Raw genomic sequence first — 18,440 nt, 5'->3', positions numbered from 1 at the left:
GGCAGAAGCCCGTCCGGCGACCCAGGTCCAAGCCCTAACCTCGGGAAGCACCCGCCCGGCGTACGGCTTCCGCGTCCGGGATCGGGCCCACCGCGCCGTGGCCCGTCGTCGTGAGCGCCGCCGCGATCACCGCGTAACGCGCCGCCTCCAGCGGGGAGTCCCCGTCGAGCAGACGCGCCGCGAAGGCGCCGTCGAAGGTGTCGCCCGCGCCGGTCGCGTCCGTGGGTACGACGCGGTGGGCCGGCACATGGGTGGTGCGGCCTTCCGTGCCGAGCAGTACGCCGTCGGCGCCCATCTTGAGCGCGACGATCGCGGGTCCTCGCGCGGCGAACTCCGCGAGTACGTCGGCCGGTTCGTGTACGCCGGTGAGCAGCCGGCCCTCGTCCAGGTTGGGCAGGACGACGTCCGCCAGCTCGGCGCTGCGCATGACGATGGCTCGGGCGCGGGCCACCGGCCACAGGGCGGGCCGGTGGTTGGGGTCGTACGAGACGAGCGTCGAGTGCGCGCGGGCGGTCTCCATGGCGTGGAAGGCCGCGTCGCAGGCGGAGGGGCTGATGGCCTGGGTGATGCCGCTGATGTGCAGCAGCCGGGCGGCGGCGATCGCCCGCTCCGGTATGTCGGCCGGAGTCAGGCGGCTCGCCGGTGATCCGGCGCGGCGGTAGGTGAAGGCGTGCTTCCCGTCGCCGTGCCGGGTGATGAAGTAGATGCCGGTCGCGCCGCCGGGTTCGGTGACGACATGCGTGGTGTCGACTCCCTCCCGGCGCCACAGCTCGGCCAGTGCCTGGCCGAAGGCGTCGTCGCCGACGCGGGTGAGGTAGCCGGTGCTCGCGCCCGAACGGCGGGCGGCGATGGCCATGTTGGAGGTGTCGCCGCCGAAGCCGATGCGGAAGGCGGTGGAACTCTCCAGTGTTCCCTCGGCGGCGGCGTTGAATTCGAGCAGGGGCTCCCCCAGGGAGAGCACCGAGGGGTCGGTGGCCGGCATCGCGTCAGATCCGGTTGTACTTGGCGAGGCCGTCCCGCAGCGACCCCGAGGACAGGATCAGCGCGGTCTGTTCCTTCTCGCGGTTCTCGATGTCCTGCGCGGTGGCGAGGACTTCGTCGACGAGCCCTCGCGGTACGCGGACGACACCGTCGCGGTCGGCGACGATCAGGTCCCCGGGGCGTACGGTCACTCCGCCGAGGACGACGGGCTCGTTGAGCGAGACGGTGCGGTAGCGCCCCAGGGTGGTGGCGGGCACGGCGTGGCGGGCGTACACCGGGAAGTCGGGGAAGTCCCGCCGGATCTCGGTGACATCGCGCACCCCGCCGTCCAGGACGCAGCCGGCCAGCTTCCTCGCCACCGCGCCCGCCGTCATCAGCCCGCCCCACACGGCCACGTCGGCGGCGCCCGCGTCGATGCACACGACGCTGCCGGCCGGGGACTCGTCTATCGCGGCCAGCGCGTGCACCGGCGGTTCCAGCTCCGGGTCCGGCACCTCACGGACCGTCACCGCCGGTCCCGCCAGGGTCCGCGCGCCCGGTACGACCTGGTGGACCGCTCCTTCGAGATAGCCGCGGACGCCGTGCTGTTCGACGGCGTCCGCGACCGACGCGGTGGCAAGGGACCGGTAGGCCTCAAGGGTCGCCTCGGAGTAGCTGGTCATAGGGGTTCTCCAGTCTTTGTCCCGGGTTCCGGGATACGGGTTCCGGGGGAACAGGTGCGGGGCGGGGGTGTCTTGGCGGTCAGGCCGGGCGGCCCAGGGGTCAGGCCGGGCTCTTCGGCGCGGTGGGTACGCCCTTGACGGCCTTCTCCGGCTCGGTGCCGAGCGGCACTACGTGCTTCATGACGACGCCGTACACGAGGGCGCCGAGCAGTGACACGCCGGCGGCGACGGCGAGGGGGACGAAGTACGAGCCGCCGAAGGCGTCGAGGAGTACGCCCACCACGACCGGGCTGAGCGCACCGGCGGCGTTGGAGGCGAAGCCCTGGATTCCGGCGAGCGAACCGACGTTGGCCGGGGTCGGCGCGACATCGGCGGGCAGTGCCCACAGGCTCGACGCGGCGAAGCAGAGCGACGCCTGGGAGACGGCGAGCAGGCCGAGCGCGACGTAGGCGCTCTCGACGACTCCGGCGAGCACGATCACCGAGGAGAGGACCAGCCCGATGACGATGGGGAATTTGCGCGCGTAGGTGACGGTGTGGCCCTGGTTGATCAGCCGGGTCTGCACCCAGCCGCCGGCCCACTGCGCGGGCATCGACACCAGCGCCGGGATCATGCCGAAGAAGCCGAGCTTGAGCAGGTCGAAGTCCCGCTCGTCGACCAGGTAGGACGGGAACCAGGTGATGAAGAAGTACAGGACGAAGGAGAGGCAGAAGAAGCCCAGGACCATGCCCCACACCGTGCGGTAGCGGAACAGCTCCTTCCAGGGCATGGCCGGCATCGTCGAGTTGGCCTCGTTGGCGCCGCCCGCCCGGATGTAGGCGCGTTCCTCGGCGCCGAGCTTCGGGTGCTCGTCGGGGTCCCGGTAGAACTTCAGCCAGAAGGCGGTGAAGCAGAGCCCGACGATTCCGGCGGCGACGAACGAGCCGCGCCAGCCGAGCCAGGCGATCACCACGGTGGTGACGGGCAGCGCGAAGGCGGTGCCCGCCCGGCCGCCGCTGTCGAAGATCGAGGCGGCCATGCCGCGCTCGCGCACCGGGAACCAGCGCGCCACGATCTGTGAACTGGACGGGTACGCGGGCGACTCGACGGCTCCGAGCACCAGACGTACGAGAAGAAGCACCAGGAATCCGGTGACCGCGCCGACCAGCATGGTCGCGATCGACCAGGCGGCGACGGCGAAGGCCATCATCCGGCGCGGGCCGTAGCGGTCGACCAGCCAGCCGGCGCCGGGCAGGAACACCGCGTACGTCCAGAAGAACGCGCCGAGCAGCAGTCCGGTCGCGGTCTTGGAGAGGTCGAGGTCCTTGGTGATGTAGGGCAGTGCCACACCGAGGTTGGCGCGGTCCATGTAGTTGATGGTGACGGCCCCGAAGGCCAGCCAGATCATGGTCCATCTGACACGTCCCGCCGGAGTGGCCGGGACTGGTGGGGTTGAGGTCATGAATGCTCCTCGAACGTGCGTCGTCCTTGCACGTGAGCAGTGGCAGGAGTCATCGGTCGCCGGGTCCGGAGGTGGGGGCTCCTGGTGGATCCCGGTAGTGGCGTGAGCGTATGAGCCCGTTGTCCCCGGCGTGAAGGGCGAGTTGCACATACGGGTATTCGGAAAACGGATTGCGGCTCATTCGCTTCGTCGGACGGACCTTGTTGCCCGCTGTCGGCTCGCGTACAGCAAGGGGCATGCTGCGACCAGAAGTTCGTCTCGAATGGTTTGTCTCATTCCTCGGAGTCATCGACACGGGGAGTTTCAGTGCCGCTGCCGAGGCCGTTCACCGCTCCCAGCCGCGGGTGAGCATGCATGTGGCGGCGCTGGAGCGGGAGGCCGGTGTGCCGCTCTTCGACCGGAGCAAGCGGCCCGTACGGCTGACGGAGGCGGGCGAGGTGCTCGCCGGTCACGCCCGCGCGATCCTGTACCGGCTGGGGACCGCCGAGGAGGCGATGGCGACCCGTCGTGATTCGGCCAGGGGTGTGGTGACGCTGGGGAGTTATCCGAGCGCGAGCGCCGCGTTCGTGCCCGGTCTGCTGGAGCATCTCGCGGTGAGCCGGCCGGCGATCAAGGTGGTGCTCGTCGAACGCTCCACGCTGGAGCTGGACTCGGCGCTGTCGCACGGCGAGATAGACATCTACCTGCGGCCCATGGCTCCGCCGGTCGGTGACACGGTGCGGCTGCGCGCGCTGTGGCAGGAGTCCCTGGCGGTCGTTCTGCCGCTGGGGCACCCGCTGGACGAGCTGCCTGACCCGCTTCCGGTGGCGGCCGTCGCGGCGTATCCGCTGATCACCATCGGGCGCTTGGGATCGCCGGACGTGCCCGGTTTCGAGACGTACAAGGTCTTCCGCGAGCATGGTTTCGAGCCGGAGGCCGTACAGGCCACGAACCAGCCGCAGACGCTCGTCTCGCTCGTCCGCAGTCGGCTCGGGGTGGGCGTGACCAACCATCTCGCGGTGTCCACGGCGGACACCCGGGACGTGACGGTACGGCGTCTCGACGCCCCGTGCGGGCGCCGGGTGGCGGTGCACTGGGATGCGAACAGGCCGCTGATTCCGGCGGCGCGTACGCTGTTGCGGGAAATCCTCGAAGCGCCCATTCCGCCCGGAACTCAGCGGCTGTCGTAATACACCGGGGCCTCGTCGGGTAATTCGGATTCCGTCGGCAAGGCATTCGGAAAACGAATGACTGGCGTACGGCGACCGGCCGGGGAACGGCCGGTCGGGTATTTCATCGGCCCGCTCTCGCGGTCCGTACGCTGTCGGCGTCCTCGCCCCACGGCCACTGCGGCAGGGGCAGTTTCCCGATGACCTCGCGCACGGCCTCGACGGCGGGTGAGACGACCGGTCCGGCGCGCCACCAGGCGGCGACGGCGCGCTCGCACTGCGGATCGGCGATGGGGACGAGCGCCACGCCCTCGGTGTTGGCGGTCGTCATGGCGAGGCTGTTGGTGACGCCGACGCCAAGTCCGTGGCGGACCAGGGAGATCAGGGTCTGTGGCTGGTTCGTCTGTGCCGCGATCACCGGGTTGAGACCGGCGTTGGCGAAGGCGAGGTTCGTCTCGTACTGGCGGGCCTGGCCCTCGCCGCTCTCGCCGATGCTGATCACCGGGAGCATCGCGGTCTGCGCGAGACGTACGGAGCCGGTGCGCGCGAGCGGATGGTCGGCGCGGAAGACGGCGACGAGGGGTTCGCGCCAGAGCACCCGGCTGGCGACCAGGTCGGAGTTGATGAGTGGATGCAGGGGGCGTATCGCGAGGTCGAGGTCGCCGCTGACGAGATCTGCGCCGAGCGCGACGCTCGGTCCCTCGCGCAGCACGAGCCGGACCTGGGGGTGGGTGACCCGCAGGGCACGTACGGCAAGCGGGTAGAGGTACGAGGCCGCGCTGGGGTACGCCCCGAGCCTGACCTGTCCGGAAATCGTTCCCCCGGTGAGATCGGCCAGGACGTTGAGCCGGCGCAGGATCTCCTCGGCGTGCGGCAGCAGCCCGCGGCCCTCGGGTGTGAGGACCGCGGGCTGCACGGAGCGGTCGAGCAGTCGGGTGCCCAGCAGCCTTTCGAGCTCGGCGACATGGCTGCTGACCCTGGGTTGTGAGCGGTAGAGGGCCTTCGCCGCGGCGGAGAATCCGCCGTGGTGGGCCACGGCCACGAAGCTGGCGATCCAGTCGATCCGGTAGTGGTAGACGCTCCCGATGTCCATGAGTCCCCGTCCCTTGTGCCTAGGTCTTCACCTAGGTCAGGGAGCCTACAGCGCAGGTCACGGGGGCTATGGAGGGTTTGTTCAGCGAATGAACCGATTCACGTAGTCGGCGCCGAGGCCATTTTCCGTGTAGTGGGCACGGCACATGTCGATCTTCGTGAAGGTGTCCTCGTAGCCGATCTGGACGCCGTTGTCGTCGACGTAGGCCATCGCTCCGGTGATGTTGAAGAACGTGATCATCTCGTCGCAGTCCTCCGGGACGGCGAGGGTGTGGATCTCGCCCGGGGGCTCGTAGACGAAGTGTCCGGCCTCGGCGACCCAGTCGTGCTCGTAGTAGTGCCACTTGCCCTTGATGACGTAGCCGAAGACGACTCCGGGGTGGCGATGGCGTGAAACGATCCCCGCCGCCGTGACCTTCAGCAGATTGCACCACTGGCCGGTGACGGTGTTGAACATCAGTGGTCGGAACCAGACGTTGGGGGCCTGGGGCACCCAGATCCGGTCGTCGTCGGGGAGGGCGGCGACGGCGATCTCCTCCGGGACCATGGTGGACAGCGGGATGACGGGGCCTTGCTGATCGGTCATGGTGCTCCTCCTGGGATACGGGGGTCAGGGGGATTCGGGAGTTCACGCGGCGAGATAGCCGCCGTCCACCGGGAGTACGGCCCCGGTGACGAAGCGCGCGTCCCGGCCGCAGAGGAAGGTCACGGCGCCGGCCACGTCGGCCGGCTCGCCCCAACGCCCCATCGGGGTGCGCTCGATGATCCGCCGCGCCGCTTCGTCGTTGGTCTGGAGGTCGGCCGTCAGGGCCGTACGGATCCAGCCCGGCGCGACGGCGTTGACGCGGATGCCGTCCTCGGCCCAGGCCACGGCGAGCGCCTTGGTGAGCTGTGTGATGCCGCCCTTGCTGGCCGTGTAGGCGGGGACCCTGGGGCCGCCGAAGAAGCTCAGCATGGAGGCGACGTTGACGATGCAGCCGCCCGAGCGGCGCAGCAGGTCGTGCGAGGCGACGCAGGCGCGCATGGTGCCGGTGAGGTTGACGTCGACGACACGGGCGAAGACCTCGGGTTCGTACTCGTGGCCACGGGCGATGACACCGGCCGCGTTGACGAGGACGTCGAGCCGTTCGACACCGCCGAGGAAGTCTTCGAGGTCCCCGGCGCGGGTCAGGTCGATCTCGACACGGCGGACCGAGTCGGGCAGTCGTCCCGCGGCGCCGGCGGCGTCGAGCCCGGCGGCGATCACCCGGGCGCCGGCGGCGGCGAACCGCTCGGCGACGGCGGCGCCGATGCCACTGGTCCCACCGGTGACGACGACTGTGCGCCGGTCCTCGCCTCCCGCGTCGTGCTCCCCGTCGTCGACGGGCTCCGCAAGGTGCTCCTCGCTCACTGCCATCCCCTCCGCACGGAATCACGACGCTACGGGTCCGATTCCAACAGCCTTGGCGGTGTGGGGCCTTCGATCATGCGGGAGGAGGATGACCCCCATTCGATTACGGCGGGTCTCGCCCGGACAGGTCCCGGCCCCGCCCGCGCACCGCCCGCGCACGCGCACCGCCCCGGACACCGTGGGTGGGAACGGTGTCCGGGGCGGTGGCGGCAGGAGCGGCCGGGTCAGCCTCGGTACTGCGCCAGTACGCGGGTGAAGTCCCAGTCGGCCTGGCCCACGCCGGAGCAGGTGTCCGCCCCGCCGCCGGTGCAGGGCCGGTCGCGGTTGACCGACCAGAAGGTCAGCCGGGCGAGGTGGCGCTGCTGCGCGTAGGCGAGGATCGTCCGGAAGTCGGCGACGGTGATGGTCTCGCCGACGTCCGTGACACCGTTCATCGACGAGATGCCGGTCTTGCGGTAAGCCTCGTCGTCGCCGTAGCCGTAGGCGTTCTTGACAGCGGTCTTCAGGCCCTCGGCCGCGCGGACGGACAGCGTGCCCATGTTCTGGCCGTTGCCGCCGAAGTTGAACGGCATGATCGTCCAGCTGTCGATCGTGAGGCCGGAGGAGGCCGCGCGGTTGATCAGGCTGGTGTCGGGGCCGTTCTGGCCGGTGCCGAAGGTGATGTAGAGCTTGATGCCGGGGTTGTTGGCCCGGATCGTCTTGAGCGCGTCCACCGTGCGCTGCTGGACGGTCGGGCTGTCGTAGGCGGCGGCCTCGATGTCGATGTCGATCGCCTTCAGGCCGTACGCGTTGATGACCTTCTGGTACGCGGCGGCCAGCTCACCCGCGCTGCCGCAGGAACTCTCCAGCTTGTTGCCGCTCCAGCCGCCGAAGGACGGGATGACGTCGCCGCCGCCCGCGCGCACGGTGTTGATGGTCTGCTGGTCCACGCCGCCGGCCAGCGGCCGCCCGCCGTCCCACTGCGGGTTGCAGTAGCCGTTGCTGAGGACGAAGGCGAGGGTGAACCACTTCACGCCGGTCGCGTTCTGGACGGTGGCGGGGTTGGGCGGGCTGCCCCAGCCGTTGTAGATGTACGGCGCGACGGCCATGGGCGCGCCACCGGGGTCGGGGTTCCCGCCGCCGGACGGCGCGGTCCACTTCTGGTTCGCGGAGCCGGTGCAGGTCCACAGCTGGAGCTTGGTGCCGTTGGCGGAGCTGTTGCCGGTGGCGTCCAGGCACTTGTTCGCCTGGGTGTTGACGATGTCGCGGGCCGCCGAGACGGTCCACTTCTGGTTGGCGGCTCCGGAGCACGACCAGAGCTGGAGGACGGAACCGTTCGCCGTGCCGTTGTCCTTCACGTCGAGGCACTTGCCCAGCGCGCGGATCGTGCCGTCCGAGGCGACGTCCCACTGCTGCGCGGCGCTGCCGTTGCAGTCGTACAGCTGAACGGCCGCGCCGTTGGCGGAGCTCGCACCCGCCACGTCCACGCACTTGCCACCGAGGCCGGTGATGGTGCCGACGGCCGCGACGGCCGCGGTCGCCGGCGTCACGCTCACGGTCGAGGCGACGGCCACCAGGGGCATGGCCAGCAGTGCCAGCGGTCTGAGGTGCTTCCAGGGCTTGAACAAGGCGGTCATGCGAGGTCACCGTCCACTTCTGAGGGGGCCCACCGGGAACGCCCGGTGGGCCGGATCGTCCTCGGGTGCCGGACGGGCCGGGACCTGTCCGGCCCTTGCCCGTCCGGCACTCGAGAAACAGAAACGGGGTACTAGTCGCTGACGCGTACGTAGTCGACGACCAGTTGCTGCGGGAAGACAGTGCTGCCGTCGGGGTCACCGGGCCAGTAGCCGCCGACCGCGAGGTTGAGGATCAGGAAGAACGACTTGTTGAACACCCACTGACGGCCGCCGAGATCGGCGGGCGTACGGGTCTGGAAGACGTTGCCGTCCACCGACCACTTGATGGAGTCCGGAGCCCAGTCGACCGCGAAGGTGTGGAAGTTGTCCGCGAACGCCTCGCCGTTCGGCAGGCTGTAGCCGGCGCCGATGCCGTCCGCGCCGGAGTAGCCGGGGCCGTGGAGCGTGCCGTGCACGGTGCCCGGCTCGAAGCCGACGTTCTCCATGACGTCGATCTCACCGCTGTTGGGCCAGCCGACCTGGCCGATGTCGCTGCCGAGTGCCCAGAACGCGGGCCAGATGCCCTGGCCGCGCGGGATCTTCATGCGGGCCTCGACGCGGCCGTACGCGGAGTCGAACTTGCCCGAGGTGTTCAGCCGGGACGAGGTGTACTCGCAACGGCCGTACCAGCACTGGTAGTTGCCCGGGTTCTCCTTGCGGGCGGTGATGACGAGATTGCCCTGCCCGTCGAGCTGGGCGTTGTTGTTCCCGGACGTGTAGTACTGCCGCTCGTGGTTGTTGACGTTGTCGCCGGTCTCGATCTGCCACTTGTTTCCGTCGACACCGGCTCCGGCCGGGCCGTCGAAGTTGTCTTCGAACTTGATGGCTGCGGGTGCCGCGGCGGAGTGGGGGTCCGACGCGGCGGAGGCTCCGGCGGGCACGGCGGCCACGGCTCCGGAGGTGCACAGAAGTGCGAGGGCGTACAGCGCCGTACGGCGCCGCCAGGACATATGCACGGTCATCACATCGCTTTGCGTGGGGGGCATGCGCATGACAGGTACAGCTGGGAGGGGAAGCGCTCGCGCGCTTATTTCAATGCTTGATTTAAGGCAGCCAGGGGATGCCCGTCAAGGAGTTGGTATGGACCAAAATTATCAGCACCGTGTTTTCGGCCCATCCATGTGAACGCGCGAGGCAGTCTTCCCCTACTCAACTCCCGACGTGGGCCCGCATCTTGACCTGCACATGATGGACGCGGAGCATTCACCCCAGCGTCACAGGCGCTGTGGAAAGCTCCTGCGGAAACGTCACATCGACCTGGTCACCGTGTGCAGCACCCCACCCGTCGGATCTACGCGCGGTGATCTCCTGATCGAGAGGGCACCCCCCATATGTCTCGTCGTCACCTTCCCGCCGTGCGGCCGGTGCTGGCCCTGTGCGCCGCCGCCGCGGTGCTCGCCGGCAGCGCGGCCGCCGCCCCGGCCGCCACACCCCCGGCGGCCTCGTCGGGAACCACCGCCACCGGCACCTCGACCGGAACCGCCGCACTGGACGACACCTACTACCAGGGCGCGCTCGGCAAGACCGGGCCCGCGCTCAAGAGCGCGCTGCACGGCATCATCAGCAACCAGACGAAGCTCTCGTACAGCGGCGTCTGGGAAGCGCTGAAGGTCACCGACCAGGACCCCAACAACTCCGCCAACGTGGTCCTCCTCTACAGCGGCATCTCGCGCGCGAAGTCGAAGAACGGCGGAGCCGTCGGCGACTGGAACCGTGAGCACGTGTGGGCCCAGTCCCACGGCGACTTCGGTACGTCGCAGGGCCCCGGCACCGACGTCCACCATCTGCGCCCGGAGGATGTGCAGGTCAACGGCATCCGCGGCAACAAGGACTTCGACAACGGCGGCAGCCCGGTCAGCGGCGCCCCCGGGAACCTCACCGACAGCGACTCCTACGAGCCGCGTGACGCGGTCAAGGGCGATGTCGCCCGCATGATCCTCTACATGGCGGTCCGCTACGAGGGCACCGACTCCTTCGCCGACCTCGAACCGAACGACCGTGTCAACAACGGCTCGGCCCCCCTGATGGGACGGCTGTCCGTGCTGAAGCAGTGGAACGACGAGGACCCGCCGGACGCCTTCGAGAAGCGCCGCAACGACCTCATATACAGCCAGTTCCAGCACAACCGCAACCCGTTCATCGACCACCCCGAATGGGCCGAGTCCATCTGGTGACACCCCTGGGTGACACGGCGCGGCCTCCCCGGACGTGATCGTCGCGAATGCTTGAGTGGGGCGTTAACTCCAAGCGCCCCCATCGGGGAATGCTGGCCGGAGCCCCCGGGCGCGGATGATCGAGTCCGCGCCCGGGGGCTTCGGCTTGCCCCGGCGCACTCCGCAGCCAGCCTTCTGGAGGTCGTCCGTGACGCCCGTCTCGGCCACCGATGTCATCACCGACGCGCTGGTGGAGCTCCAGCGGCGGGTCGCCACCCTGGACGAGGGTGAAGTCGCCTCGTACATCCCGCAGTTGGCCACCGCCGACCCGGACACCTTCGGTATCGCGCTGACCAGCATGGGCGGCAACCACTACTGGTCGGGCGGCGTCGACACGCCCTTCACCCTCCAGTCGGTGTCCAAGCCGTTCGTGTACGCGCTGGTCCTGGCCGAGTTGGGACTCGACGAGGTGACCCGGTGGGTCGGCGCGGAGCCCAGCGGCGAGGCGTACAACGCGATCAGTCTGGAGCCGGGCACCGGGCGGCCGGCGAACGCGATGATCAACGCGGGGGCGATCGTCACGACCGCGCTGGTGCCGGGAGCGAACGAGGAGGAGCGGTTCGCGCGGATCCTCGACTGTCTCGGCCGGTTCGCGGGGCGGCGGCTGGACGTGGACGAGCGGGTCCGCGCGTCGGAGTCGGAGACCGGCGACCGCAACCGGGCCCTGTCGTATCTGATGCGCGGCGCGGGGTCGCTGCCCGGGGACCCGAACGGCGTGGAGACGTACTTCCGGCAGTGCTCGGTGCGTGTGACGACGGTCGATCTGGCGGTGATGGCCGCGACGCTGGCCAACGGCGGCGTCAATCCCTCGACCGGCGAGACGGTGGTGCCCGAGCCGGTGGCCGTGCAGGTGCTCGCGGTCATGGCCTCCTGCGGGATGTACAACGCGTCGGGCGACTGGCTGCTGCGGGTCGGACTGCCCGCGAAGAGCGGCGTGTCGGGCGGGCTGATCGCCGCCAGTCCGGCGCGGTTCGGCATGGCGGTGCACAGCCCGCCGCTGGACGCCCTGGGAAATCCGGTACGCGGCGTGGCGGTGCTGCGTGAGTTGTCGGCCCGGTTCGGTCTCCATCTGATGCGCCGGTCCTCGCGGACGGCGCCGACCGTGATGCTGGCGGAGACCGCGCGGACGGCGCCGTCGGACCGGCCGCGCAGCGAGGCGGAACGCGAGGTCATCGAACGCGCGGGTGACAACGTGGCGATCGTCGCCGCGCAGGGGATCCTCGACTTCACGGAGGTGGAACGGCTGCTGCACGAACTCGGCACCGTCGTCCCCGAGGAGCCCGGCTGGGTGGTGCTCGACCTGGAGGAGGTGACGGAGGTCAGACCGTTCGCCGAGGTCATGCTGCGGGAGGCGCTGAGCCGGCTGGCGGCGCGCGGGCATCAGGTGACGGTGGTCGGCGATCTGGCGCCGCACGCCGACGAGGGCTCGGGGACGGACGGCGAGGGCGCGTGGCGGCAGGTGCCGTCCCGCCAGACGGCGGTGGCCCGGTGTGAGGACGCGCTGCTCTCGGCGGGCATCAACCGGCAGAAGGGGCACGGTCGTTCGGACGACGAATAGCCCCCGGAGTGGCGCATCTTCTGGACAGGTGTCTATAGTTCACAGACACCAGTCCAGAATACTGACTCCTGAGGATGCCCCCGTGAGTACCGCCGCACAGATCCTGGTCGCCCTCGTGGCCGCCTTCCACTTCTTCTTCATGGCACTTGAGATGTTCCTCTGGGAGCGCGGCCCCGGCCGGAGACTGTCCGGCTTCGACGCCGAGATGGCCCGCGCCACCGCGGCCCTGGCCGCCAACCAGGGTCTCTACAACGGCTTCCTGGGGGCCGGCCTGGTCTGGGGCCTGATCGCGGGCGACCCCACCGGGTACCGCGCGCAGATCTTCTTCCTGAGCTGTGTGGTCGTCGCCGGGGTGTACGGCGCGGCCACGGCGAACCGCCGCATCCTCTTCGCCCAGGCGCTGCCGGGCGCGGTCGCGCTGGCCGTCGTACTGGCGGCGGGATGACCGGCGGGATGACCGGTGCGGCGGCTGACGGGACGGCGGGCTCGCCGGCCCCGGCCGACCCCAGGGCGGCCCGGACGCGGGCCGCCCTGCGGCAGGCGCTCCTCGACGAGTGCGCGGAGCGCCCGCTCGAACAGGTGGGCGTGGCGGCGCTGGTGCGCAGGGCGGGGGTCGGCCGGGCCACGTTCTATCTGCACTACGCGGACCTCCAGGCACTCGCCGTCGACGCGTGCGCCACGGTCGTCCGGGAGGCGGTGGACGCGTTGCACGCCTGGCGCGGGCTGCCGGACCCCGCGTCGCCGCCGCCCGACCTGACGGCCTTCTTCACCGGCCTCGTACCGCACGCCGATCTGTACCGCACGCTGCTGCGACCGGGCGGCAGCGGCCCGTTGGGCGAGCTGCTCCACCGGGAGCTGCGGGAGCGCAGCCGTACGGAACGCGCCCTGGCCGGCGGGCCCGAGCCGGAGCTGATCGCCTCAGCGGTCGCGGCGTCCTTCGCCGGCGTCCTGGCGGACTGGCTGCACGGCCTCATCGACGCACCGCCGGCCAAGGTCGCCGGGCAGGTGTGGCGACTGCTGATCGCACTCCACCGCGCCCCCACCGGCTGAGCGCGGCGGGGGCGGGCGCCGGGGCCCGGGGGCCCCGCCCGAGGGACACGCCCTAGAGTCGGAGGTCCGGACCGCCGCCAGGGTCCGGAGCACAGGATCGGAGCCCCCCTTGCCGCGTACGTTCACCGTGTCCGACAGTGTCGTCGTCGCCGCCTCCCCCGCCGTCGTGTACGAGCAGATCAGCCGGCCCGCGCTGATGGGCCGGTGGAGTCCGGAGAATCTCGGGGCGACGGTCCGTGGCGAGGCCGGCGAAGCCCGGGACACGTACGTGGGGATGGTCTTCGACGGTCACAACAAGCGCGGCCCGATGCGCTGGACGACGCGCTGCACGGTGACCGCCGCCGACGCGGGCGAGCGGTTCGCCTTCCGTGTCCACGCGATCGGGCCCAGGACCCCGCGGCTGCACGGTCCGATCGCCACCTGGGAGTACCGCCTGGAGGCGGTCGACGGCGGCACGCGTGTGACCGAGACCTGGACGGACGACCGGCGTTCGTGGCCCGACGCCGTAGCGAACGGCTTCGACCGGATCGCGACGGGCGGTCACACCTTCGCCGATTTCCAGGCCAGGAACATCCACCGGACGCTGAGCAACCTCAAGCGGGCGGTCGACGGCCCCGCCGCGGCGGGCTGACGGGCCGCGTCAACTCGCCGATGCCGACTCGCCCGTGACGGTAGGTCACTTACCCAGCCTGTGGCATATGCCATATGCACCACCGGATCGAGTGTTGCCGAATGCCTTACGGCCCATAGCAGCCTGTGCAACAGTCGTAACTGTCCACCCTTCAGACCTGGCAGGGCCACGCCTGTATCGGAGTTCGAGATGCCGTCCCATCTGTTCGCGGACCGTCCCGCCCCGCAGCCACCGGAGCGGGGCGTGGTGGAGTCCCTCATCACGCGCACCCGCAGGCTGCGCGGCGACGTGGACGCCGTGCGCAGGGACGCCGTCGCCGACGAGCACGACACGCGACGGCGCTGGCAGCGCGCGCTCTGCGACCTGGCGGTTCATCAACTCGACGACCTCGGCGCCCACTTGGGACAGCTCAAGAACGGGCTGCCCGGCGACGAGACCGAGTCGACGGTCACGGCGGCGGAAGCCGGCGACGAGACCGGTTCGCTGCTGAGCCGGGTCGGCAGCGCCGAGTGGAATCTCCTCACCGACGAGGTCACCTGGTCGCCGGAGTTGTACGAGATCTTCGGCCGACCGCCCGAGAAGGGCCCGATGACCCTGGACGAACTGCCGTCGGTGATGGTCGCCGAGGACCAGAGCCTGCTCCAGACGCTGGTGACCGAGTGTCTCGTCGACGGCAAGCCCATCGACAGCGAGTTCCGCATCGTCAGGACCGACCGGCGCGTCCGCACGCTGCACATGATGGGCGAGCCCGTGCTCGACTCCGACGGCTGCGCCGCCTCCATGTGGGCGGTGCTGCGGGACGTCAGCGAGTTACGCCGCAGCCGGCGCGCCGTCGACGAGTCCGGTGACACGCTCCGGCGGCGCGAGCGGACCGCCAGGACCGAACAGCGCATCGTGGCCGAGCTTCAGGATGCCGTGCTGCCGTCGTGGCGCGGGACCCTCAACTCCCCGCAGAGCCGGCCGGGCACTTTGGATCTGGCCGGTCACTATCTGCCGCCCACGGGCGGCGGACTCGTCGGCGGTGACTGGTTCGACGCGCTCAGACTCCCCGACGGGAACACCCTGTTGACGGTCGGCGATCTCACCGGCCACGGCGTGACGGCCGCCTCCACGATGGCGATGCTCCTCGGCGCCCTGCGCGGTATGGCGGTGGCGGGCGTCCAGCCGGGTGCGTTGATGGGCCATCTCAACCAACTGCTCGACACCGCCGAGCAACCCGCGCTCGGCAGCGCCGTCTGCTGCCGCTACCGCGCCGAGACCCGCACCCTCGTCTGGGCACAGGCAGGCCACCCCGCCCCGCTGCTGTTCCGCGACGGGACGGGGCGCGCGCTGACTCCGCTGGACGGCGTTCTGCTCGGCGCGACATCGGGTGCCGCGTACGAACAGGCCGAGATCCAGCTGCTGCCCGATGATCTGCTGGTGCTGCACACCGGCAGACTGACCGACCGGACCGGGGTGGACCGGCTTCTGGCGCTCGGACCTCGCCTGACCGGGGCACGTGACGCGCAGGACTGTGTCAGGACGGTCGTCGAGGAGTTCGGCGAGACCGGACGCGAGGACGACGCCTGTGTACTGGTGGCCAGGATCGGCCCGGCGGAGCAGACCGCCCCCGAGGACCCCTGACGGTCCCCTTCGACGTACGGGATCCCTGACCGGACCCCTGACGTGACTGGATCTTCGGAACTGGCCTGTGGGAACTGGCTCTTGGGATCTAGATCTTCGAACTCCTCGGCTTCTTCGTCTGGTTCGGCAGGACCGCGTCGATCTCCCTGCGCAGATCCTGAATCGTGGCGTGCGCCGCGTACTGGCCGGTCAGCCGGTACATCTCCCGCAGCCGGTCCCAGGTGCGGTGCGACGAGGTCTCCCCCATCGACACCAGCGCCAACCGCGCGTAGCGGTCGGCCTGTTCGGGATCGTCCGCGATGAAGCAGGCCGAGGCCAGTGAGAGATAGTCGAAGATCATCGACCGCTGACGGCCGTTCTGCCGCAGCTCGATCGCCCGCTTGGCATGCCGTTGAGCTATGGCCGCCGCCGAGGGATCGTGATCGGCGAGCGTACGGTACGCCAGCGCCTCCATGCCGTGCAGATCCGCCTCGTCGAACATCTGCATCCAACTCGGCGGTGGCACATCGCCCTTGTCCGAGACGAAGAGTTCCTCCGCCTCGCCGAGGGTCCGGCGCATGGCCTGGCCGCGCCCCATCGACGCCTGTGCCCAGGCCTCGATCGTGCGGAGCATCGCCCGGGTACGGGGCAGCACCTCGTCCCCGGAACCGGAGTTGGCCAGCTTCATCAGGTCCAGCGCCTCGTCCGGCCGCCCCAGATGAACCATCTGGCGCGCCGCCCTGGAGAGCGCCTCGCCCGCGCGCGGACGGTCGCCGCCCTCGCGCGCCGCGTGGGTGGCGATGACGAAGTACTTCTGGGCGGTGGGTTCGAGGCCGACGTCGTGCGACATCCAGCCGGCGAGCACCGCCAGGTTGGCAGCGACGCCCCACAGGCGCCGCTGGAGATGGGGAGGATGGCGGTACGAGAGCATGCCGCCCACCTCGTTGAGCTGTCCCACCACCGCCTTGCGCTGGAGGCCGCCCCCCCGGGAGGCGTCCCAGGCCCGGAACACGTCGACGGAGTGCTCCAGCGCGTCGATCTCCTGCGCCCCGATGGGGGCGGCCTCGTAGCGGTCGTACCCGGCGGGGTCGGCGTGCAGGGGTTCGGCGCTCCGGGGAGCGTCGGCTGTCAGTGCGGGGTCGGAGTGCAGCCAGTCGTACATGGAGCTGCTGAGTGCGGTGCCTGCGGTGAGCACGGCGCTCGCGCCCACCAAGCCGCGTCGGTTGAGCATGAGGTCCATTCCCGTGAATTCGGTGAGGACCGCAGCCGTCCGGTCGGGCGCCCAAGGCAGGCCGTCGGGGTTCGATGCGCTCCCGGCGTCCCGTCGTCTCCCCGCGCGTCCGTGTCGTACGAACCCGAGGTCCTCGATGGTCACGACACGGCCGAGCCGCTCGGTGAACAGAGACGCCATCACCCTCGGTACCGGATCGCGCGGGATCTCCCCCATGTCGATCCAGCGTCTGACCCGCGAGGTGTCGGTGGCCAGCTGCGGATGGCCCATGGCCGCCGCCTGTCTGTTCACCAGCCGCGCGAGTTCGCCCTTGGACCAGCCGGCAAGGCCGAACAGGTCCGACAGGCGGGCGTTGGGTTCTCCGGTCACGTCAAGCCCCCAGGTTCTCGGCTGAGTTGACAGTAACCCTCTGTCAGATGCCTGGCGACTATTCGCCAGGCTTCGCCAGGGTGCGCCACATGGTGTGCCACCCGTGGCGGGGTGTCGTGTAGGAACGCGCCACCCCGGCCCGGCAGTCCGACACATTCCCCAGGGTGTGAACGACCGCCGGGACGGGCGGCGCGGGTAATTCGTCGGTACACGAAGGGATCCGTTCGCCCATGTACACAGCGTCGTCGTACACAGCATCGTCCTCCGTGACCGCCCCGCCCCGGCAGCAGCGGCCACCCGCGGCCGGCGGTGGACCGTATCTCGACCCCACCCACGCCGGCCGGGCCAGGCGCTGGACAGGGGCGGCCAACGGGCCGCTCGGCGGCAGGCTCGACCTGTCGGGCCCCCAGGGCGCGCAGTTGAAGATGGCCATCGCCTCGGTGCACCGGATCTGTCCGGAGTTCAACCCCGTGCAGGTGCTGCGGCGCAGCGGCCGCTCGGTGCTGCTGGTCGGGACGACAGGGCGGACGACCGCGGTGGCCAAGTGTTTACTGGACCAGTCACCCGCGTGGGCCGAGAGCTTCCGGCACGAGATAGCCACATATCGCTCGTTCGTGCGCCACCGCCCGCCGGTGCGGGTGCCCCGGCTGATCGCCGCCGATCCCGACAACTGCACGCTGGTCGTCGAGCGGATGCCCGGACGTGCCGCGGCCCTGTCGCGCCACCCCGTCGAGGCCCCACCGCGCGCCGATGTACGGACGGTGCTGGGTGCCGTGACCCGGCTCAACACCTGGCGTCCGCCGGGCGACATGTTCGGTGCCGGTCTCGACTACGCGCGGCGGATCACCCGCTACCACGAGCTGGGTCTCTTCACGGACCGGGATCTGGGGGATCTGCAGAAGCTGATGCGTGGTCTCGGGCGGCCGGGCATGCGGCAGTTCTGCCACGGTGACGCGCTGCTCTCCAACATGCTGCTGTCGCCCGCCGGGGCGGTGCTCCTCGACTGGGAGCACGCGGGCTGGTATCTGCCCGGGTACGACCTGGCGACGCTGTGGATGGTGCTCGGCAACAACACACTGGCGCGCCAGCAGATCAGCAAGCTCGCGCAGATCACGGGTACGGCGGACCGGGACGCCTTCCTGGTCAATCTGATGCTGGTGCTGACGGCGGAGATCCGTAAGTACGAGACGCAGGTGCAGCGCACCATGCGCGAGGCGCCTCCCGTCGGCGGGGCGAACCAGCCTCAGCCGGGGGCGCCGAGCGGCGAGGAGCAGCGGCTGCTGCTGCGGCGGCTGCACGAGGACTGCGCCATGGCCCGGCGGGCCGTGCGCGCGGCGGTCGGAACACGCTGACCGGCGGGTACGACCGGGGAGAGCGGCGCGTCGTGCGCCCGGTGCCGACACACCCGGCGCGCGGC

Annotated in this window: 17 protein-coding genes; 8 read left to right on the top strand and 9 right to left on the bottom strand. The window is 70.4% G+C overall.

Features of this window, described 5'->3' with window-relative positions:
• Positions 1-34 precede the first annotated feature (34 nt).
• From ACFT9I_RS38395 to ACFT9I_RS38385, 3 genes are all read right to left on the bottom strand, one after another.
• A complete protein-coding gene (locus tag ACFT9I_RS38395) occupies positions 35-982 on the bottom strand; it encodes a sugar kinase (RefSeq protein ID WP_382572210.1) in 948 nt (315 codons plus the stop codon).
• A gap of 4 nt (positions 983-986) precedes the next feature.
• Complete coding sequence (locus ACFT9I_RS38390) at positions 987-1,643, bottom strand: RraA family protein (protein ID WP_382572209.1); 657 nt, start codon at positions 1,641-1,643, stop codon at positions 987-989.
• Positions 1,644-1,743: 100 nt separating this feature from the next.
• Positions 1,744-3,084, bottom strand: a complete 1,341-nt coding sequence (locus tag ACFT9I_RS38385) for an MFS transporter (protein WP_382572207.1) — start codon at positions 3,082-3,084, stop codon at positions 1,744-1,746.
• Between the two features lie 236 nt (positions 3,085-3,320).
• Here ACFT9I_RS38385 and ACFT9I_RS38380 point away from each other — a divergent pair, with 236 nt between their 5' ends.
• The gene (locus ACFT9I_RS38380) at positions 3,321-4,253 is read left to right on the top strand and encodes a LysR family transcriptional regulator (RefSeq protein WP_382572206.1); all 933 of its coding nucleotides are present in this window, start codon (positions 3,321-3,323) and stop codon (positions 4,251-4,253) included.
• 103 nt (positions 4,254-4,356) lie between these two features.
• On the opposite strand, the gene ACFT9I_RS38375 is transcribed toward ACFT9I_RS38380, so the two are convergent.
• The 5 genes from ACFT9I_RS38375 to ACFT9I_RS38355 all read right to left on the bottom strand — a co-directional run bounded on the left by ACFT9I_RS38375 (position 4,357) and on the right by ACFT9I_RS38355 (position 9,361).
• Positions 4,357-5,325 (bottom strand): LysR family transcriptional regulator, encoded by a 969-nt coding sequence (locus ACFT9I_RS38375; RefSeq protein ID WP_382572205.1) that lies wholly within the window; start codon positions 5,323-5,325, stop codon positions 4,357-4,359.
• Positions 5,326-5,406: 81 nt separating this feature from the next.
• Positions 5,407-5,910 (bottom strand): 2,4'-dihydroxyacetophenone dioxygenase family protein, encoded by a 504-nt coding sequence (locus ACFT9I_RS38370; protein ID WP_382572204.1) that lies wholly within the window; start codon positions 5,908-5,910, stop codon positions 5,407-5,409.
• Positions 5,911-5,952: 42 nt separating this feature from the next.
• Positions 5,953-6,714: an SDR family NAD(P)-dependent oxidoreductase gene (locus ACFT9I_RS38365; RefSeq protein WP_382572203.1), complete on the bottom strand. Its 762-nt coding sequence runs from the start codon at positions 6,712-6,714 to the stop codon at positions 5,953-5,955.
• Positions 6,715-6,938: 224 nt separating this feature from the next.
• Positions 6,939-8,276: a ricin-type beta-trefoil lectin domain protein gene (locus tag ACFT9I_RS38360; RefSeq protein ID WP_382572212.1), complete on the bottom strand. Its 1,338-nt coding sequence runs from the start codon at positions 8,274-8,276 to the stop codon at positions 6,939-6,941.
• Positions 8,277-8,461: 185 nt separating this feature from the next.
• On the bottom strand, positions 8,462-9,361 hold the full coding sequence (locus ACFT9I_RS38355; protein WP_382572201.1) for a family 16 glycosylhydrolase: 900 nt from the start codon (positions 9,359-9,361) through the stop codon (positions 8,462-8,464).
• Positions 9,362-9,700: 339 nt separating this feature from the next.
• Between ACFT9I_RS38355 and ACFT9I_RS38350 the strand changes: the two genes are divergently transcribed.
• From ACFT9I_RS38350 to ACFT9I_RS38325, 6 genes are all read left to right on the top strand, one after another.
• Positions 9,701-10,543 carry an endonuclease I family protein gene (locus ACFT9I_RS38350; RefSeq protein ID WP_382572200.1) on the top strand — a complete coding sequence of 281 codons (843 nt, stop codon included), beginning with the start codon at positions 9,701-9,703 and terminating at the stop codon, positions 10,541-10,543.
• 187 nt (positions 10,544-10,730) lie between these two features.
• Positions 10,731-12,140: a glutaminase A gene (gene glsA / locus ACFT9I_RS38345; protein WP_382572198.1), complete on the top strand. Its 1,410-nt coding sequence runs from the start codon at positions 10,731-10,733 to the stop codon at positions 12,138-12,140.
• Positions 12,141-12,222: 82 nt separating this feature from the next.
• On the top strand, positions 12,223-12,585 hold the full coding sequence (locus tag ACFT9I_RS38340; RefSeq protein WP_382572197.1) for a DUF1304 domain-containing protein: 363 nt from the start codon (positions 12,223-12,225) through the stop codon (positions 12,583-12,585).
• Positions 12,582-13,190: a TetR/AcrR family transcriptional regulator gene (locus tag ACFT9I_RS38335; protein WP_382572196.1), complete on the top strand. Its 609-nt coding sequence runs from the start codon at positions 12,582-12,584 to the stop codon at positions 13,188-13,190. Before ACFT9I_RS38340 ends, ACFT9I_RS38335 begins: the two co-directional genes overlap by 4 nt.
• A gap of 109 nt (positions 13,191-13,299) precedes the next feature.
• Entirely contained in the window at positions 13,300-13,821 is a 522-nt protein-coding gene (locus tag ACFT9I_RS38330; protein WP_382572195.1) for an SRPBCC family protein, read from the top strand.
• A gap of 189 nt (positions 13,822-14,010) precedes the next feature.
• Positions 14,011-15,444, top strand: coding sequence for a PP2C family protein-serine/threonine phosphatase (locus ACFT9I_RS38325; protein ID WP_382572193.1), 1,434 nt, complete (start codon positions 14,011-14,013; stop codon positions 15,442-15,444).
• Between the two features lie 88 nt (positions 15,445-15,532).
• Here the strand turns inward: ACFT9I_RS38325 and ACFT9I_RS38320 are convergent, their stop codons facing one another.
• Positions 15,533-17,023, bottom strand: a complete 1,491-nt coding sequence (locus tag ACFT9I_RS38320; RefSeq protein WP_382572191.1) for a hypothetical protein — start codon at positions 17,021-17,023, stop codon at positions 15,533-15,535.
• 230 nt (positions 17,024-17,253) lie between these two features.
• Here ACFT9I_RS38320 and ACFT9I_RS38315 point away from each other — a divergent pair, with 230 nt between their 5' ends.
• Positions 17,254-18,375 carry an aminoglycoside phosphotransferase family protein gene (locus ACFT9I_RS38315; protein WP_382572190.1) on the top strand — a complete coding sequence of 374 codons (1,122 nt, stop codon included), beginning with the start codon at positions 17,254-17,256 and terminating at the stop codon, positions 18,373-18,375.
• Positions 18,376-18,440: the final 65 nt, after the last annotated feature.

Source organism: Streptomyces sp. NPDC057137 (genome assembly GCF_042670825.1).
Taxonomy (GTDB): Bacteria; Actinomycetota; Actinomycetes; order Streptomycetales; family Streptomycetaceae; genus Streptomyces.
This window is presented reverse-complemented; position numbering and strand designations above follow the sequence as displayed.

Excerpts from the sequence above, each read along its gene's own strand:
- ACFT9I_RS38395 (WP_382572210.1), bottom strand. The coding sequence starts at position 982 with ATGCCGGCCACCGACCCCTCGGTGCTCTCCCTGGGGGAGCCCCTGCTC.
- ACFT9I_RS38390 (WP_382572209.1), bottom strand. The coding sequence starts at position 1,643 with ATGACCAGCTACTCCGAGGCGACCCTTGAGGCCTACCGGTCCCTTGCC.
- ACFT9I_RS38385 (WP_382572207.1), bottom strand. The coding sequence starts at position 3,084 with ATGACCTCAACCCCACCAGTCCCGGCCACTCCGGCGGGACGTGTCAGA.
- ACFT9I_RS38380 (WP_382572206.1), top strand. The coding sequence starts at position 3,321 with ATGCTGCGACCAGAAGTTCGTCTCGAATGGTTTGTCTCATTCCTCGGA.
- ACFT9I_RS38375 (WP_382572205.1), bottom strand. The coding sequence starts at position 5,325 with ATGGACATCGGGAGCGTCTACCACTACCGGATCGACTGGATCGCCAGC.
- ACFT9I_RS38370 (WP_382572204.1), bottom strand. The coding sequence starts at position 5,910 with ATGACCGATCAGCAAGGCCCCGTCATCCCGCTGTCCACCATGGTCCCG.
- ACFT9I_RS38360 (WP_382572212.1), bottom strand. The coding sequence starts at position 8,276 with ATGCCCCTGGTGGCCGTCGCCTCGACCGTGAGCGTGACGCCGGCGACC.
- ACFT9I_RS38355 (WP_382572201.1), bottom strand. The coding sequence starts at position 9,361 with ATGCGCATGCCCCCCACGCAAAGCGATGTGATGACCGTGCATATGTCC.
- ACFT9I_RS38350 (WP_382572200.1), top strand. The coding sequence starts at position 9,701 with ATGTCTCGTCGTCACCTTCCCGCCGTGCGGCCGGTGCTGGCCCTGTGC.
- ACFT9I_RS38335 (WP_382572196.1), top strand. The coding sequence starts at position 12,582 with ATGACCGGCGGGATGACCGGTGCGGCGGCTGACGGGACGGCGGGCTCG.
- ACFT9I_RS38325 (WP_382572193.1), top strand. The coding sequence starts at position 14,011 with ATGCCGTCCCATCTGTTCGCGGACCGTCCCGCCCCGCAGCCACCGGAG.
- ACFT9I_RS38315 (WP_382572190.1), top strand. The coding sequence starts at position 17,254 with ATGTACACAGCGTCGTCGTACACAGCATCGTCCTCCGTGACCGCCCCG.